This window comes from Acidianus manzaensis (genome assembly GCF_002116695.1).
Classification (GTDB): domain Archaea; phylum Thermoproteota; class Thermoprotei_A; order Sulfolobales; family Sulfolobaceae; genus Acidianus; species Acidianus manzaensis.
Window position 1 is genome coordinate 607,501 of the sequence record NZ_CP020477.1, and the last position, 15,389, is coordinate 622,889.

At 29.1% G+C, this 15,389-nt stretch carries 17 protein-coding genes (1 of these 17 running past the window's edge); 6 read left to right on the plus strand and 11 right to left on the minus strand.

What is annotated here, in order from left to right; genetic code table 11:
* Positions 1-88, minus strand: partial view of a Sul7d family chromatin protein gene (gene sul7d, locus B6F84_RS02800; protein ID WP_148690819.1) — the 5' portion only. Its footprint begins 101 nt before the window's first position; the window shows 88 of its 189 coding nt (coding positions 1-88); the start codon lies at positions 86-88; its stop codon lies off the left edge, out of view.
* Positions 89-308: 220 nt separating this feature from the next.
* Between sul7d and B6F84_RS02805 the strand changes: the two genes are divergently transcribed.
* Positions 309-1,889, plus strand: coding sequence for a B12-binding domain-containing radical SAM protein (locus B6F84_RS02805; RefSeq protein ID WP_148690820.1), 1,581 nt, complete (start codon positions 309-311; stop codon positions 1,887-1,889).
* On the opposite strand, the gene B6F84_RS02810 is transcribed toward B6F84_RS02805, so the two are convergent.
* Genes B6F84_RS02810 through B6F84_RS02820 form a run of 3 tightly spaced genes read right to left on the minus strand, consistent with a single transcriptional unit; the run spans position 1,890 to position 5,297 of the window.
* Positions 1,890-2,507 carry an HAD family hydrolase gene (locus B6F84_RS02810; protein WP_148690821.1) on the minus strand — a complete coding sequence of 206 codons (618 nt, stop codon included), beginning with the start codon at positions 2,505-2,507 and terminating at the stop codon, positions 1,890-1,892. It abuts the gene before it with no gap.
* A gap of 17 nt (positions 2,508-2,524) precedes the next feature.
* Entirely contained in the window at positions 2,525-3,976 is a 1,452-nt protein-coding gene (gene bax1, locus B6F84_RS02815; RefSeq protein ID WP_148690822.1) for an endonuclease Bax1, read from the minus strand.
* Positions 3,963-5,297 carry a DEAD/DEAH box helicase gene (locus B6F84_RS02820; RefSeq protein ID WP_148690823.1) on the minus strand — a complete coding sequence of 445 codons (1,335 nt, stop codon included), beginning with the start codon at positions 5,295-5,297 and terminating at the stop codon, positions 3,963-3,965. Before B6F84_RS02820 ends, bax1 begins: the two co-directional genes overlap by 14 nt.
* 147 nt (positions 5,298-5,444) lie before the next feature.
* Here B6F84_RS02820 and B6F84_RS02825 point away from each other — a divergent pair, with 147 nt between their 5' ends.
* Complete coding sequence (locus B6F84_RS02825; protein WP_148690824.1) at positions 5,445-6,371, plus strand: MBL fold metallo-hydrolase; 927 nt, start codon at positions 5,445-5,447, stop codon at positions 6,369-6,371.
* On the opposite strand, the gene B6F84_RS02830 is transcribed toward B6F84_RS02825, so the two are convergent.
* The 3 genes from B6F84_RS02830 to B6F84_RS02840 all read right to left on the minus strand — a co-directional run bounded on the left by B6F84_RS02830 (position 6,352) and on the right by B6F84_RS02840 (position 8,242).
* Positions 6,352-7,089, minus strand: coding sequence for a VIT1/CCC1 transporter family protein (locus B6F84_RS02830; RefSeq protein WP_148690825.1), 738 nt, complete (start codon positions 7,087-7,089; stop codon positions 6,352-6,354). The genes B6F84_RS02825 and B6F84_RS02830 overlap by 20 nt on opposite strands.
* Before the next feature lie 70 nt (positions 7,090-7,159).
* Complete coding sequence (locus tag B6F84_RS02835; protein ID WP_148690826.1) at positions 7,160-7,639, minus strand: AAA-associated domain-containing protein; 480 nt, start codon at positions 7,637-7,639, stop codon at positions 7,160-7,162.
* Between the two features lie 231 nt (positions 7,640-7,870).
* Positions 7,871-8,242 carry a hypothetical protein gene (locus B6F84_RS02840; RefSeq protein WP_148690827.1) on the minus strand — a complete coding sequence of 124 codons (372 nt, stop codon included), beginning with the start codon at positions 8,240-8,242 and terminating at the stop codon, positions 7,871-7,873.
* An 86-nt stretch (positions 8,243-8,328) separates the two neighbouring features.
* On the opposite strand from B6F84_RS02840, the gene B6F84_RS02845 reads away from it, so the two are divergent.
* From B6F84_RS02845 to B6F84_RS02855, 3 genes are read left to right on the plus strand one after another with little or no spacing between them, the layout of a single operon-like run.
* Positions 8,329-8,571, plus strand: coding sequence for a hypothetical protein (locus B6F84_RS02845; RefSeq protein ID WP_148690828.1), 243 nt, complete (start codon positions 8,329-8,331; stop codon positions 8,569-8,571).
* Between the two features lie 22 nt (positions 8,572-8,593).
* Positions 8,594-9,901 (plus strand): APC family permease, encoded by a 1,308-nt coding sequence (locus B6F84_RS02850; protein ID WP_148690829.1) that lies wholly within the window; start codon positions 8,594-8,596, stop codon positions 9,899-9,901.
* A gap of 13 nt (positions 9,902-9,914) precedes the next feature.
* On the plus strand, positions 9,915-10,343 hold the full coding sequence (locus B6F84_RS02855) for a hypothetical protein (protein ID WP_236749026.1): 429 nt from the start codon (positions 9,915-9,917) through the stop codon (positions 10,341-10,343).
* Here B6F84_RS02855 and B6F84_RS13810 read toward each other — a convergent pair.
* The 3 genes from B6F84_RS13810 to B6F84_RS02865 all read right to left on the minus strand — a co-directional run bounded on the left by B6F84_RS13810 (position 10,337) and on the right by B6F84_RS02865 (position 13,438).
* On the minus strand, positions 10,337-10,495 hold the full coding sequence (locus B6F84_RS13810; protein ID WP_187152738.1) for a hypothetical protein: 159 nt from the start codon (positions 10,493-10,495) through the stop codon (positions 10,337-10,339). The genes B6F84_RS02855 and B6F84_RS13810 overlap by 7 nt on opposite strands.
* Positions 10,496-10,522: 27 nt before the next feature.
* Entirely contained in the window at positions 10,523-12,430 is a 1,908-nt protein-coding gene (locus B6F84_RS02860; RefSeq protein ID WP_148690831.1) for a COG1361 S-layer family protein, read from the minus strand.
* Positions 12,431-12,541: 111 nt separating this feature from the next.
* Positions 12,542-13,438 carry a mechanosensitive ion channel domain-containing protein gene (locus tag B6F84_RS02865; RefSeq protein ID WP_187152739.1) on the minus strand — a complete coding sequence of 299 codons (897 nt, stop codon included), beginning with the start codon at positions 13,436-13,438 and terminating at the stop codon, positions 12,542-12,544.
* A gap of 144 nt (positions 13,439-13,582) precedes the next feature.
* Here B6F84_RS02865 and B6F84_RS02870 point away from each other — a divergent pair, with 144 nt between their 5' ends.
* The gene (locus B6F84_RS02870) at positions 13,583-14,173 is read left to right on the plus strand and encodes a hypothetical protein (RefSeq protein ID WP_148690832.1); all 591 of its coding nucleotides are present in this window, start codon (positions 13,583-13,585) and stop codon (positions 14,171-14,173) included.
* Here the strand turns inward: B6F84_RS02870 and B6F84_RS02875 are convergent.
* Positions 14,120-15,331 (minus strand): MFS transporter, encoded by a 1,212-nt coding sequence (locus tag B6F84_RS02875; protein WP_148690833.1) that lies wholly within the window; start codon positions 15,329-15,331, stop codon positions 14,120-14,122. The two genes, B6F84_RS02870 and B6F84_RS02875, sit on opposite strands and share 54 nt — an antisense overlap.
* Positions 15,332-15,389 lie beyond the last annotated feature (58 nt).

Below are 15,389 nucleotides of genomic sequence, written 5' to 3' on the forward strand. Positions count from 1 at the left end.
TTTTTCCTACTTTCCATACTTTCTTTACTTTTGATAGATCTACTTCTTTTTCTTCTCCTTTGTATTTGAATTTTATTTTAGTAGCCATCAACATCTACTTAGCTTCCCTTTAAATAAACATTACGATAGTATCTCAAGTATGACTTGCGTGAATATCATAATGGTATTATCGAATATAATTTATTGCTTTTATATCAGATAATTTTTACATAGTAAACAATATGTTATTTTAAAAAATCTAGATATATCGGAATATTTGAACATTTTGAAAGGAAGATTTTTATCTTAAAAGTAATAACATAAAATCTATGTACTATGACGTAGTCCTATCATCTGATAGAGGTTCGTTTACGGACTATGGAGGTTCTAGTGTATTAGGCTATGTAGCATGTATGCCATACAGGCTAGTTCCTAGAGTATTTATGGATAAATTCTTTACACCTAAGGTACCTACAGATTCAGAAGGTAAGGCATTATATGCACCTTATGCCTTAAGAAAAATTGAAGCAATATTATCAAATTCTGGTTTCTCTGTAGCGGTAGTTCCACCAGAAAATATACGTAAATTCGCTAATAGAACGAAAATAATAGGAATAACTGCTCATGATCCTTATGGATTAAACCCAGTAAGCGCAAAATTAAGCTTTATATTTGGTGGTGGTCCTACATGGACTGCAGAATTTTTCAGTGAATTTGGTCAAATGCTGAAAAAGCTAAAAACAGAGAACCATGTTAAGATAATAGCTGGAGGACCGGGAGCATGGGAGTTAAGTCTCAATGTTCCTGATTGGATAGATACTGTATTTGTTGGTGAAGCAGAGGCTGATTTACCTAGGATTATAAAAGGGATGCTAGAAAACAATGATATACCTAAGATAGTGCATGGTAAAAATGCAAAATTAGACAGCATTCCTACTATAAAGAATCCTGCTAGATTAGGTGAGGTACAAATAACCAGAGGATGTCCAAGAGGTTGTAAATTCTGTTCTATTACTCCAGAGACATTTAGATCAATTCCAATAGAGGACGTAAAAAAGGAAGTAGAAATTAATATGAAAGGAGGATGGAAAAGAGTAGAATTTATAACAGATGACGTAATGCTTTATGGTTCGTCAAAATTAAGAACTAATCATGACGCCATAGTAAAGTTATTTACAGAAGTAATGAATATGGGCGTTGACGGTATATGGTTTCCTCATATATCTGCGCCAGCAGTTAGAGAAAGCCCTAAAACAGTAAAAGCAATTTCTGAGATTGTGCATTATGATGTAGATAGGGCTGCAGCACCAGTAGTAGGTTTAGAAACAGGTAGTACTAGAATTTTCGAAAAATATATGACAGCTAAGGCTTTTCCATGGACGCCTAAAGATTGGAAAGATATAATTCTAGATTCTACTGCTATTATGAATAATTATTACATTTATCCTTGTTATACAATGACTATAGGATATCCGGAAGAAACGGAAGAAGACGTTGAGCAAAGCATAGATTTAGTTCAGTCAATTATAGATCATAAGTTAACTGCATGGATATTTCCATTACCTGTAATTCCTATAAGTACTACATACATTGCTAAGAATGCTTATCCTAAGCCAGAAAAATTACCTAAAAATTACTGGGATTTGTTATATTTATCTTGGCATTATGATTTACAGATAACAAGAGAATTGATTCCAATACTAACTAATGGAATAAAGAATTCTATAGCTAGAAGAATAGTTAAGATGATGATTGATAAAGTATTTTCTAGTATAGATAATATATTTCTAGAATTAAAGAATACTAAAGGTGAAGTGTCTAAGAATTTCTCTCAGATCAATATAAATAACACAATAGGAGTAATTAAAGCTATATATTGGCTAATTAGAATAGCAGCAAAACCTATGTAATTAGATATAATTTAATAAATAACATAAATTTTTTATTTTTTTAGCACCTAATTTGATTGCCTCTGAGAAATCTATTTTTAAATCGCTTTCAAGAATAAACATTTCTTTAATTCTAGCTTTGCTATATGCTATTATGTCTTGTAATGTGTCTCCAACTCCAAACACTTCTTCAGGTGAGATATTTAGCAAATCAAGTGCCTTTTTTACTGGCTCTGGATCTGGTTTTCCATTATTTACATCATCAGCCGATATTAATATGTCGGGATTAAAATTTATTACACTTAAAGATTTTAGTGCAGACCTCCTTAGTGATGATGTAACTACAGCTATTTTTATATTCTTTTCCCTTAATGTATTTAAAAAATCAATGCAGCAAGTAGTTGGTTTTGCCAATTTTATTACTAAATTGTCAAAATACTCATTCTTCTTTTCATAAAGGTCTTTCCACTTATCTTTTGCTATTATCTTTGCTATATCTGATGTTTTTCTTCCCATTAATGAGTCTAAATTGATTTTGTCGTTTATTCCAAGATCTCTTATAGCTAATTCCCAAGCCTTTCTATGCACGTCTACAGTAGTTACTAAAGTTCCATCTAGATCTAATATTGCTGCTTTCATAAATTATCCCATGGTAACTATTTTGTTACTATTGCATTTGTAATGTTTATCCATTTAAATTTATACCCTAAATATTCTAGAACTTCTGTGATATAATCGCCATAATCATGAATTAGTTCGTCTAATTTTTTATTAGTAAAGTCTTGTTTTGAGAGTTTTTCTATAATGCTTTTTTTAATATAGAAATTTTTTAGAAAAATATAGTCGTTGAAATTTTTTATATTCTTTTTAAGAATAGTTTCATCTATACCTAGTTTTTTTGATAATTCTTTTATAGATACAATATCACCTGAGATCTCATAATTTAGGTCAAGTTTAATTGTATTACTATTTTCCAGATTTTTAAGCCATCTATAAACTAAAGAGATATTTATTTTATTTTTATATTTAATTACATTAAAGTTGCTAAAATCTTCCTTATTTAGATCTTCATTTAATAGTATTAATAGATTTCCATCTTTAAAGTTAGAAATTTTTTCTATTTTTTCTTTAATATATTCTTTTGTCCAAAATCCTACTATTTCTATATATACTTTAAAAGGATTTTTAATTGCAACAAAATCCGGTATAAATAATCTTTGATTTATTACTAAGGTTTCTGGTTCTCTCAATAATTTCCAATCTTTAATAATATTTATAAAATCTTCATAAAATTTTTCCTCTACAGAACTATCAAATCTCTTCTGATCTTCTTCTTTGATATATGAAGTTATTAGATCAAATTTTTCTACTTCTAACTTATACGTTCTCTTAAATTTATTACCTAATACAATGTCTGCTGATATTTTCCAAAAGTTTGAAGCTACAATATAGGGTAGTAGTATAGCCATATTACGTCCGTACTTTTCAGATAATTTAAGTAAAGAAGCAGGTCCTATAATGTCAATTCTTAACGGGCTAGGATAGGCAAAATACATTAAACCTAACCATTTTATTCTCCTAATTATATCTTTCCAATTTCCTTCAATTTGTACGGTTAATTTATAACTCTTGAATAATAGCGTTTGTAACAAAGATAAGTTATATATCTTTATCAAAGTTATAGGGTCTACCTTGTTGACGTGAGTAATCTTTTTTTCTTCATCCATATCGGCAAACATATATTTTTCTACATCTATGCCAAATTTTTTATTAATTTCCGAAATAATGGCTTTTCTTTTTTCATTATCTATTATAGGACCTAAGGAGAATAATTCTCTTCTTAATATCCTGGGGTCTATTGGAGAACTTTCTAGAAATTCGCATTGCTTTAGCATTTCTCTATATAGTCCTCTTATTAATTTAATTTTTGAAGGAATATTATATATTTTTTCCATGATTTTTATATTATCTAAAATTTCTCCTACCTTTCTGTTTTCTTTGAATAAATCTATAATATTTTCAGCTAATTCTTTATCATCAAGCGTTGCAAATAAAGGAATTACTTTATCTCCTTGAATTTTGTATCTAGCTAACTCAGATGGCAGCATGTGATCTCCTCCTACTTAAATTATAGTCTGATGTACCTTTAGTTACAATTTCTATCAATAATGCTTTATTTTTATTTTCTTTTTTTCTAAGAATTCTACCAAGTCTTTGGAGCATTTGCCTTGATGTCCCGTATCCTCCTAATATTATTCCAATAGTTGCATCAGGAACATCTACACCTTCATCAAATACGCTTGAAGTTACTATCACATTGTATTTACTTTCTTTGAATTTTCTTAAAATCTCGTTTCTTTCATCTTTTGGTGTTTTATATGTAACAGCAGGTATTAAAAATTCTTTAGATACTCTATATGCCATTTCTACATCTCTAGTAAATATAATTATTTTTTCATTTTTATATTGATTAAGTAATTCTCTTAATTTTTGTATTTTTGATTCTGAATTTACTGAAATATTTACTGCATTATGCCACGCTAAGAGGGCTTCTCTAGCCCTAGCATTTCTACCTGCTAATCTTAATAATCTATGGAAAGCATATAAGCTATTTAGTCTAATTTTAGCCTTCTCTAAGAAATCACTGAGTTGTTTTCTATACATTAAATACATTTGTTTTTCTTGATCTGTTAGTTCTACATAGATCTTTTTTATTTCAAATTCAGCTAAATATTTGCCTGACAATTCTGATGTAGAAATCCTATATACTACAGGTCCAACTAGTTTAGGTAACAATACATGTTTTCCATCCTGTCTTTCTGGAGTAGCTGTTAATCCTAACCTATATGGTGCTACTAACATTTCAGCAATTTGAGAATAGCCTTCTGAGGGTAAATGATGAGCTTCATCAAAAATAGCAAAGTAAAACTTATTGCCTAATTCTTCAACTCTACTGTAAGCTGAATCATATGTCATTATTGTAATTCCTTTAAGTTCATTATATCCTCCACCAATTCTTCCTGCTTGAAAATTTAAATTAGAAGTTATTGCTGTATACCACTGGTCTATCAAATCAATTGTAGGTACTATTATAACTGTAGAAACTTTAAGCTTCGATATAGCTTTTAAGCCTACTACAGTTTTCCCTGCTCCTGTAGGTAGAACTATTATTCCTCTTTTATATTTTAGCCATGATTTTAAAGCATCTATTTGATATTTTCGTAATTTTATTTCGTCTTGAATGATTGGAAATGGTAATAAGTCTAATACATTATCAATTATTTCTGTATTATTTTCACGAAAATATGACAAAGTATCTCTATATTTATATGCTAATGCTACGTAAGATTTTAGCTCGTCATTCCATTTAAAGCCAGGAGCGTAAAAGTCGCTTAGCAATAGTCCTTTAAAGTATCTTAGATTTACCACATAGACAAATAAGACACTTGAAAATATTAGTTTTAATCTTTAATAATATCTAAGTTATGATAGAAAAATATGAAAATATTTCTTATTAATAAGTAATTAAGCTTGAGTGAAAACTCGTATATAAGTTATAGAAATAAATATTTAATAATGAAAATAGAACCTTTAGCTTTTGAGAGTCTAGGAGTAAGATCACAAGCAACATTTATAGAAACTCCAGATGTAAAAATATTAGTAGATCCAGCTGTATCTTTAGCACCAAGACGATATGGATTGCCTCCGCATCAGAAAGAAGTAGACACATTAGTAGAATTAGCTAAAAAGATAACTCAAAAAGCCAATGAAGCAGATATTATCATTATAACTCATTATCATTATGATCATCATGATCCAGGCTATATAATCCCTAAAGAAATATACAAGGATAAAATAGTATACATAAAGGATCCTAAGGAAAACATTAATCTAAGTCAGAAAAGAGTTAGAGCGCCAAAATTCATAAATTCTATAAGAGGTTTACCTAAAACACTAGAATCAGCAGACGGAAAAGAAGTAACTTTTGGATCTACAAAAATAAAATTCTCTCCTGCAGTTCCTCATGGAGCAGATGAAAGATTAGGATATGTAGTACAAGTAGCTATAACAGATAAAGATCAAACTATACTTATCACTTCTGATATAGAAGGCGCACCTAAAGATATGCATGTAAAATTTACGCAAGAAGTAAAACCTAACTTAATAATAATAGATGGTCCATTAAGCTATTTATTAGGCTATGCTTTAAAAGAAGAGGATCTAAATAATTCGATAAACAACCTAGAGAAGATAGTTAAGGAAGGCTTAGATACAATGATTATAGACCATCACGTGTTAAGAGACTTAAATTATAAAAATGTTCTAAATAATTTGTACGAAATAGCTAGAAGCGTTAACGCAAAAGTAGAGACTGCAGCAGAATATCTACATACTGAACCAAATATATTAGAAGCAAGAAGAAGAGAATTATTTAAAGAAGATAATAAACCAGCAAGAATTCCTAGAAATTTAGCTCAATTACTTACAGCAGGGGGACAGTAATGAAGTGGCTTAATATTAGTCCCGCAGCGTAACTACCTACTAATGCTATTGCTCCAGTACCTATTTGTTCTAATGCTCCTCTAGGTTTACTTAATCCAGTGAACTTTGTTGCTATGCTACCAAACAATCCTAAACTTCCTAGCATTAGTACCATGGATGCTATTAACGCAGAATAAAACGGAATGCTGATAAATAATGAAATTATGAAAGGTAAAAGTGGAATTAAACCTCCTACAATTAGGTATAAGCTCATCAAAAATCCTAATTTTACTGGATTTTCGAACTCTTCTGGAGTGATTTTTAATTCTTCCTTCATCATTTCTTCTAGTGTTATATTTCTATTTCTCATCAAGATTTCTGCAATTTTTTCTGCTTCATCTTTTGGTAGCCCCTTTTTTAAGTAAAACCCAACTAGTTCATCTTTCTCTTTTTCAGGATAATGTTCAATTTCATATTTTTCCTTTTTTATTTCGTTTTGAATTACCTGCATTCTCACTCTAGTAGAAATATACTCTCCTATGCCCATGGAAAAAGCTTGACCAATAGTGGCTATTACTCCAGTTAAAACTACTAATAAGGGTTCTCTTGAAAATCCAGCTGCACCTAAAGCTATGCTTCCTATACCTATTAATCCGTCTTGTACTCCAAATACTTTAGTCCTGAAAGTATCAGCTTCATCTGTATAATGCTTAACTGGTTCATTTATTTGATTTTCCATAAGTAAAATTTTCTTTAAAAATATTATAAGGCTTTCTTGTATTACGATTTATCGTAAAATTTTTTCACAATTACGATTTGTCGTAATTAACTTTGTACAAATCATCTTCATCTCTAGATATAAGTCCAGAATAAACTCCCCATTCTGTTATTGTCATTTGTAAATCATAAATTCCTTCGGGAGAAGCATAAATATATATTCCTTTCTTTTCTAATGCTTCTTTTAAATCGTTCAAACTAAAAGTTTTCAATTCCATGGCCGTAATAAAAGGTTCGGTTTTTCTTAAGCTATCCCTTAATAATTCCTTGCGTTTTCTTATATTTGCATTTAAGAATTCTATTCCTTTATCTGTTATTATTATATCTCCTCCTCCTACAGTGACAAATCCTAGATAATTAGCAGTATATACTATTGGCATTAAATCGTCTAAATCTACTTCCATATCTTTTTCTAACTTATATAGATCTGTTTTTCCTTCATAAGAATTTTGTAATATAGTTAATAAACCGAGAAGATCAGCTATTCTAGCTTGTGGATCTATAATGTTCATACTAAATTGTTATATTTAAAATGAAGTATTTTAAGTTATTGTTATCAACAAATACTGTTAAGTATAATTATAATTAAATTAAATCTGCCATTATACTAATATAGTTATTCTGAGATTATTATAATTCACTTATATAAAATTTTTAATAAATTTGTAATTATAGTCTTAGATACTAATAAAATAGTATAATTATAGTTTATTGAATACCAAATAGTAAAATCCTTAAATAGCTTAACTATTCTTCCTTATAAATTGAGATATCCAAAAATATAAATATATAATTGGAAATAAATAAAAACCTAAAATCATTAATATATCTAGAATAGAAATGTAAGCTGAACTGCCAAATTGTAATAATGCTTGTAAATGGGCTTCAGAAAGACTAGAGGATAATATTGCTAGTATACCTAGAAGTCCTCCTATATGTATTGCGATTTTATATCCTTTCAATATTAGGAATGATAAACTTATAAGAATTACTACTACCACAAAAGTAGAAATTGTTAAAATATATGGAACATGTCCTATTAAAAGAATCCCACCTAAAACTAATGAAATTGATGATAAAATTAATAGTAAAGGATAGATTTTGGGATAAAGCATATCATTATTTAGTTAGCCGTTATATTAAATCTTAATGATGTTTAATTGAAGAAAACTTTTTATTTTATTAAGTTAACAAAATACAAATGGATCTTCTGATACCAGCATTAGTAGGAGGATTTATAATTACTACTGCATTTATTACATTTTATCTTATAAAAAAGCCAGATTTCTCTGATACTCTAATATTTTACGCTATATATGCAGCGTATTATATGGCTTTAATTTTAATATATTTTAATGTAATACCATTAGCTATAATAACTGCATCTTTATTGATAATTGCAGTATTAGCTTGGAAATTTCTTAAAAAGATAAAGATCTTTTAAATACTAATGATTAATTGTTCCTATGCGTTTTAATAAAAATCTAGATCCGAAGAAGGAAACATTACCAAAATATTTAGTTGTTGCCCAGTCACTAAGCTCAATAGCACCATTAGGCTCAGTTTCAGCATATCTTACTTTTGCTTTTCAAGACTCTCTAGCAGGAACATTTATAGCTTCAATATTAGGCGTACTAATATACCTATTTTGGGTTTTAATAGGATATAATTATTCAAAGATTATTGCTACTACTGGAGGAATATACGATTTCGCTAAATTCTCAGCTGGAAATGTTGTAGGTAAGATTGCAGGTTGGCTATATTGGATTAGTTATGCTATATATCTTCCGTCAGTAACTACATATTTAGTAGGTATTGTATTACCAACGTTATTTAATGTTAATTATTATATTTTTGCAATATTAGAAATCTTAATACCTATAATTTTAACTTTATTATTGATTTCTGGTATAAAGCCTCCATTGTTTTATGCATTAATAACATCTAGCATAGAAATAATTCTAATTCTTATTCTAGGAACAAGAATATTGTCCATAACAGGAATACATGCTCCAGAATTTGATATAACGCAATCAGAACTATGGTCTGGAGCATTAGCAGTAGCTTTTACCTTAGCTGGAGGAGGCGCATCTTTTTTCTTAGGTTATGAAGCAAAAGGAAGAGGTAAAACAGTAGGAAGTTCTTATTTACTAGCTTTTTCTATAGCGTCAATAGTAGTTATATTTGCATCATACTTTGAGATAGCTGCAGCAGGATTTACAAATAATGGAATTTCTAATCTTCTTAATATTACATTGTATCCTGGATATTATTTATCTAAAGAATATTTAGGTTCTACTTTTTCATTAATTTTCTTTATTTTCACAATTAATAGTCTATTAGGCTCTGCAATTGCTGCTTATGTAGCATTATCTAGATTAACTTACTCCTTAGTAAATAAATCAATGTTTAAATCTATCTTAATTGTAGCTATTTTCTTTCTGTTTTTTAATATGATAGCTTCTGTTACAGGAAATTATTCAGAATTATATAATTTAACTACCGAAGCCTCTATAACCACTCTATTTTCTTCTCACTTAATCATCTCTGCTGTTTATCCATTATTCGTGAAAAAAGCTTCTATTGGAAAACTTACCATAAATCTTGGGTTAGCTATAGTATCAACTATCCTAATGGCATACGGAATATTTTCAAATATTATACCTTATGAATATCCTGACTCATTTATAGGAATTTTATCAGTTATTGCAGGTATTATTATAGCGTTAATTCAAGGTAATATTTCTAGATTCATCTTTTATAGTAAAACCTAGCAAGTATAAGAATGTGAAAGTATCAGAAGCTATTTTCCAAATAGGTAATGAAATAAGTCCTTCTGAAACCCTAGATGCATTAAAAGATAAAATTAGTAGGAATGATCTAGTAAAAATGAGATTAGAGAATTCCAAATTTTATTATGAGCAAGGATTGAGCTTGATTAACTCTCCTAGTTTAGCCAGCGAGATGTTCTATCAAAGTATTGTAGAAGGAATGAAAAGCTTAAAAGACTATTTTGGAATTCAAAAAGAACTAAGGGATGCGATTCCTGTAATTTCAGATATCTTAGGGGAATGGATAGACGAAAGCTGGAATTTAGCATTAAAATTGCATTATGATGGCTATATATTAGAGATGATAGAAAAAGAAGATTTAGATGTATATGTTTCTAAAATAAAAAGCTTTATTGAAAATTGTGAAATAGCAATAACTTATTGATGCCTATTAATGCTCATTATAAGACTTATTAAGCCTATAAATATAAGAACTACAGTTAAAATTGTAATTAAAAGAGTAGCCAAGCCTATAGCTAATTCTGAATATATTCCTTTTATATATCCTAAGAAAACTGCTATTGCATTTGAAATCATAAAAAATAAGTAGATTTTTGACTTATATTATTTTTTGCCTCTTGCTCTAACTGCTATTATGATAACTGCTATTATAAGCACTATTACTACTATTATGAGCAATAATACAAGTGGATTGGATGTTATATTGCTAGTAAATTGACTTATTGCTGATGGAGATACAGTTATGTTTACAGTCTGGCTTTCCTCAAATGGTATTAGAGAACCAGTTTGATTCCAAACCATTATTAGTGTTGCTGGATAAGTTCCAGGGGAAACTCCACCACTAATATCAACTACATACGTAACATTAATTGATTGGTCTGGTTTTAAATCACCTATATCTTGTTCTGATGCTGTAAGTGCAGCTAACTCATCTGAACTACTTACGTATGGGCTTATAACATTTGATGAACCTAGATATACTACAATGTTCTTTGCTGTAACGTCTCCAATATTTTTTAATACAAAAGTTACTGGGACTTTACTTGCTCCAGGAGTTATACTATTATATATTACTTTTTCTATAATTATATTTGCTTTAGGGTATATTGTTATTACTTCATCTTTTATTATCTTTCCGCCATCATAATTAACTGTAAATTTCAGGGTATAATTTCCTGGAGTTGTTGAGTTTGGTACGTTAATCAGAAATGTTACATTAATTGGAGAACCTATAGGAATAGCACCTATGCTAAAATTACTTGGAGATACTATTTTAAATGGAGACTGTAAGGAAATATTGGCATCTTCCGCAATTCCAGTTCCATAATTGGTTAGTATTGCTTCAATTCTTACATTGTAAAATCCAGGAAATATTTGAGGTGGCAAGGTTATCATATTAATGGAAATTTTTGGTGATGAGATAACTATTGGTACATATTCTAACGAACTTGAATCAAAATAATGTATAATTACTGGTACGTAATACACACCTGGTGTAGCATTAGCATATACATTTGCTGTTATGCTACCTAAATTTTCTTCTCCAGCTGGTATAATTCCTATATAGATGTTATTTTGAGAAGTGCTTATTGGATAATCTTTTACTATAGTTAAACTAACGTTAGTAGCTGTAACATCACCTAGATTTTTAACTATAAAAGTTAGTGGTAACTGGGTACTACCAGGAGAAGCTGTAATTGGTTCAGTGGTAGAGCCCCAAATTGCTGAAATAGAAAAATTCTCATATCCATCTATCGAAACAGGTATAGTTATTTTTTGTATAGAATTATTGAAGTAATGTACGATTATAGGTAAATTATAAACTCCGGTAGTTGCATTAGAGTAGACAGAAGCATAAACTGGTACTTCAACTGGTTCTCCAACTGGTAAATAACCTACAAAGGTACTATTCTGATCAAATTTGATAGGATATTTACTAGTAAAATTGAGACTTACATTACTTGCCATCACGTTTCCATCATTTATAAGTACTAATGTTAATGGAACATTAGTTTCTCCAGGAGAAACGATTTGCGGTGAAGATTCACTTCCCCATATACTTTCTCCAGAAATTTTGACATATCCAAGAACTGGTACTGGAAAGTATTCCTTTTCATTTCCTTCGCTTGAATTAATCATTAATGGTACTTTGTATATTCCATCTTTTGCTGAAGGAAGTACATTATATATAAATGTTACATTAACTTCGCTACCTGATGCTAATTTCGGAATGTTAATTATATCGGATGAATTATAATAATTATACACCTCCAATGGATAGTAATTCAGTGGAGTTATATTTACGTTATATAGAGTCGTACCTAAATTAATTATTGTGAAAGTTATAGGAACTTCAGTTTCTCCAGGTGCTAGTAATTGTGTAGGGTTTGCATATCCAGATATAGTAATTGATGTAGAGTTTGCAAAAGAAATTGATCCAAATGAAAAAATTTCAAGTGCTATTAGAATTGAAAGCAAACCTATAGTTAACTTTCGAACTGTTGATTTCATACATTAAAAAGATATATCTAAATATTTAAGTTCTTCTTTAATTGCTTGGGAATTATTTACAGTTCATTATCAAATTAATATATTTTAAAAAATTATATCAAATAGCGAAAATTATTTTTCGTTTTTAGTATCCCAATATGCCTGGTCAAAAGCTTTATTTATAATATCCAAGATTTTATTTAAGCTATTCATCTCATTAAAATGTATTATAACAGTAAATATATTAGTTCCACCATTTTTTGTCGTAAAATAGACCTCTGGCATTTCAACTTTTACTTTTGATAAATAATCTTTAATATAATTAGTAGCTTTTGTTAATACTTTTTCTGCAGGTACATCAGCATTAACTGTAATTTGATAAGGATAAACTAGTGAATTCTCTCCTTCTAATTTAGTAAAAACAGTATTGCCTAAAAACGCAGAATTGGGTATTCTTATTATATTTCCATTAATTGTCTTAATTTCAGTAAATAAAATTCCAACTTTAGTCGTTTCACCAATAATTGGATTACCCCATATCCAAGATATTAGACTTACATTATCTCCGGGTTTTAATGTCTTTGAACTAGTAACTAACGTACCAGACAATACATTAGATAGTACTGTTTGCGCTGCCAAACCTATAGCTATACCGCCTACTGCTCCTCCAATTGCTGCTCCAGTTAAGTTAACGCCTAATGCAGATAAAATTACTAAGATTAGTATAGCATATAGTCCTATGTCTATGAATAAGCTAATAGTATGAGCCGTACTAGCTTCCATTTTGCCTAATAAATAAACATTTATTATTTTTCTTATAATTGAAATAACGAAATATCCTCCTATACCAACTATGGCTGCATCAATTGCTAAATCTACATAATGTATGTATTCACCCAAAGCTGGAATATATGTAACAATTATTCTAGCTATAGCATGTAGCAATACTGCCACAATAGCCAATACTATAAGTATAATAAGCAGTTTTACCACTTGTGATTTCCAATTAATACTTGGTATCTTTGACATACCAAACTATTTTTAACTCGACACTTTAAAGTTGTTTTGAAAATGATACAAAATTTTTATAAAATACATAATCTAATTTTAAATATATTTATAAGGATTAATAAATATAGGTAGTTTTATAACCTAGTAAAATTGTTTAAGTTGATGCAATTCTTTAAGCCTTTCAAAACAGATAAGGATGTTAACGTAGCTTATGAGATATTCGCTGAATTAGTATCATCTAGATTAGGTTCATACATGGGTTTTCCTTTGCTTGAATTGAAAATTGGAGAAAAAGATGGAAAAAATGGATTTTTTATGGAGTATCTACCAGAAAAAGCAGATGAAAAAGTAAATAATTTAGATGAATTAAAGTCAGCATTAGCGTTTGAAGAAGTTATATTAAATATTGATTTAAAGGAAGAACATGTATTAGCTAAGGACGGTAAAGGTTATATTATTGATCATGGTCATTCCTTTACTGCTTGGAAGCCACTTTACTATATTCAAGAGATAATCGATAAAAAAGTTGCAAGATTTAACCTTTGGGCTGATATAGATTCATTTTTAGTTGGAGTAGAAAAAATAAAATCTATAGATGATAAAGAAATAAAAGAAATCATGAAATATACAGCAGAAGAAGTTCATGAACTAAATTATTGTAAATTATTTACTAAAATGCATAAAGAAGAAACTATCGACTTAAGTTTTAGAATTTTTAACTATAGAAGAGCTATTCTTGATAGGTTTTTCTGATATAACATCATCAACATATTTTACGTACTTACTTAGCATGGCTAGTAAGAGTAGAACTATTGGAATTAATACACCAAATAGATCTTTTAACCCTATTGCATTAGCTACAAATCCAGCTAAGGTAGGCGTTACTACTCCAATAATCATCATAATTGCAAAGAATTGACTATTAGCTGGATTTCTTTCTTCTTGTTTAAATGTCCTACTTATAGATATTATTGATAATGGGTAAGTTAATCCATGAGGAAATCCAAGTATTAGTAGCGCTACAATAAATAGATAAATATTACTAGATAATAATATTAATAATAAACCCAAAACTGTCATTGAAATTGCAGTATAAGCATGAAGTCTTACGCTATTTGGTGGTTTTATCGATAAGTATATTCTTGCTAGAAATGAAGTAACGAAAAACGTTGATAGTAATCCAGTAGCTCCAGCGTAACTTACATGCAAATATTCTACAGCATATATTCCTCCAAAAGCTAAAATCACTGAAAATGGTATATTATAAGCTAAGATGTTAATAACTGCTGTTTTAAAGCCTGGGTTTTCAAATACTTTAATTTTTGTAGCATTTCCTTCTTTTTTCTCTTCTGGAAATTTTATGAAGAATGATAGTATTGCTGCAGCTATTCCCAATGGTGCAAAGAACAGGAAAACAAAAGGTATGGGATAAAAGGATAATATTGCTGTCTCTATTGCAGGTCCTGCTACTAAGCTGGCACTCAAAGCTAAGGTATATATAGATAATAGTCTTTCTCTGGCTTTTCTGTCTTCTAATAATCCTGCTGAGTTTATTATATTTGGCATTATTGCTCCTAATGTAATTCCTGCTAATATAGATACTAGCCATATTGTATCTGAATTCACAAAATAAAATATTGGTAAAATAATTGCATAACCTATAGAAGATGATATGAATAATTTTCTTCTACTATTACTCTTAAGCTTAGAGTTTATTATACCGCTAGATATGAAAGTTCCCAGTGATAGAGCTCCAGATATTATTCCTACTTCTGTTTGTGTAAAATGGAAATAATACTTAGATAATAATGGTATTGTTGTCATTATCATGTTATTAGATGCTCTTATCGCAAAAGTCATTGAAACTATAACTAAAAGAATTTGAATAAATTGTAAGTTTTTTCTGTTCATACATAATAGGTAACAAAATTACCTATTTAAATTTTTCATTATAAAACCTTTTTTGAAA

What these genes read in the sequence shown, in the direction of transcription:
- B6F84_RS02805 (WP_148690820.1), top strand. Translation starts at nt 309, where the DNA reads ATGTACTATGACGTAGTCCTATCATCTGATAGAGGTTCGTTTACGGAC.
- B6F84_RS02810 (WP_148690821.1), bottom strand. Translation starts at nt 2,507, where the DNA reads ATGAAAGCAGCAATATTAGATCTAGATGGAACTTTAGTAACTACTGTA.
- bax1 (WP_148690822.1), bottom strand. Translation starts at nt 3,976, where the DNA reads ATGCTGCCATCTGAGTTAGCTAGATACAAAATTCAAGGAGATAAAGTA.
- B6F84_RS02825 (WP_148690824.1), top strand. Translation starts at nt 5,445, where the DNA reads ATGAAAATAGAACCTTTAGCTTTTGAGAGTCTAGGAGTAAGATCACAA.
- B6F84_RS02830 (WP_148690825.1), bottom strand. Translation starts at nt 7,089, where the DNA reads ATGGAAAATCAAATAAATGAACCAGTTAAGCATTATACAGATGAAGCT.
- B6F84_RS02835 (WP_148690826.1), bottom strand. Translation starts at nt 7,639, where the DNA reads ATGAACATTATAGATCCACAAGCTAGAATAGCTGATCTTCTCGGTTTA.
- B6F84_RS02840 (WP_148690827.1), bottom strand. Translation starts at nt 8,242, where the DNA reads ATGCTTTATCCCAAAATCTATCCTTTACTATTAATTTTATCATCAATT.
- B6F84_RS02845 (WP_148690828.1), top strand. Translation starts at nt 8,329, where the DNA reads ATGGATCTTCTGATACCAGCATTAGTAGGAGGATTTATAATTACTACT.
- B6F84_RS02850 (WP_148690829.1), top strand. Translation starts at nt 8,594, where the DNA reads ATGCGTTTTAATAAAAATCTAGATCCGAAGAAGGAAACATTACCAAAA.
- B6F84_RS13810 (WP_187152738.1), bottom strand. Translation starts at nt 10,495, where the DNA reads ATGATTTCAAATGCAATAGCAGTTTTCTTAGGATATATAAAAGGAATA.
- B6F84_RS02860 (WP_148690831.1), bottom strand. Translation starts at nt 12,430, where the DNA reads ATGAAATCAACAGTTCGAAAGTTAACTATAGGTTTGCTTTCAATTCTA.
- B6F84_RS02865 (WP_187152739.1), bottom strand. Translation starts at nt 13,438, where the DNA reads ATGTCAAAGATACCAAGTATTAATTGGAAATCACAAGTGGTAAAACTG.
- B6F84_RS02870 (WP_148690832.1), top strand. Translation starts at nt 13,583, where the DNA reads ATGCAATTCTTTAAGCCTTTCAAAACAGATAAGGATGTTAACGTAGCT.
- B6F84_RS02875 (WP_148690833.1), bottom strand. Translation starts at nt 15,331, where the DNA reads ATGAACAGAAAAAACTTACAATTTATTCAAATTCTTTTAGTTATAGTT.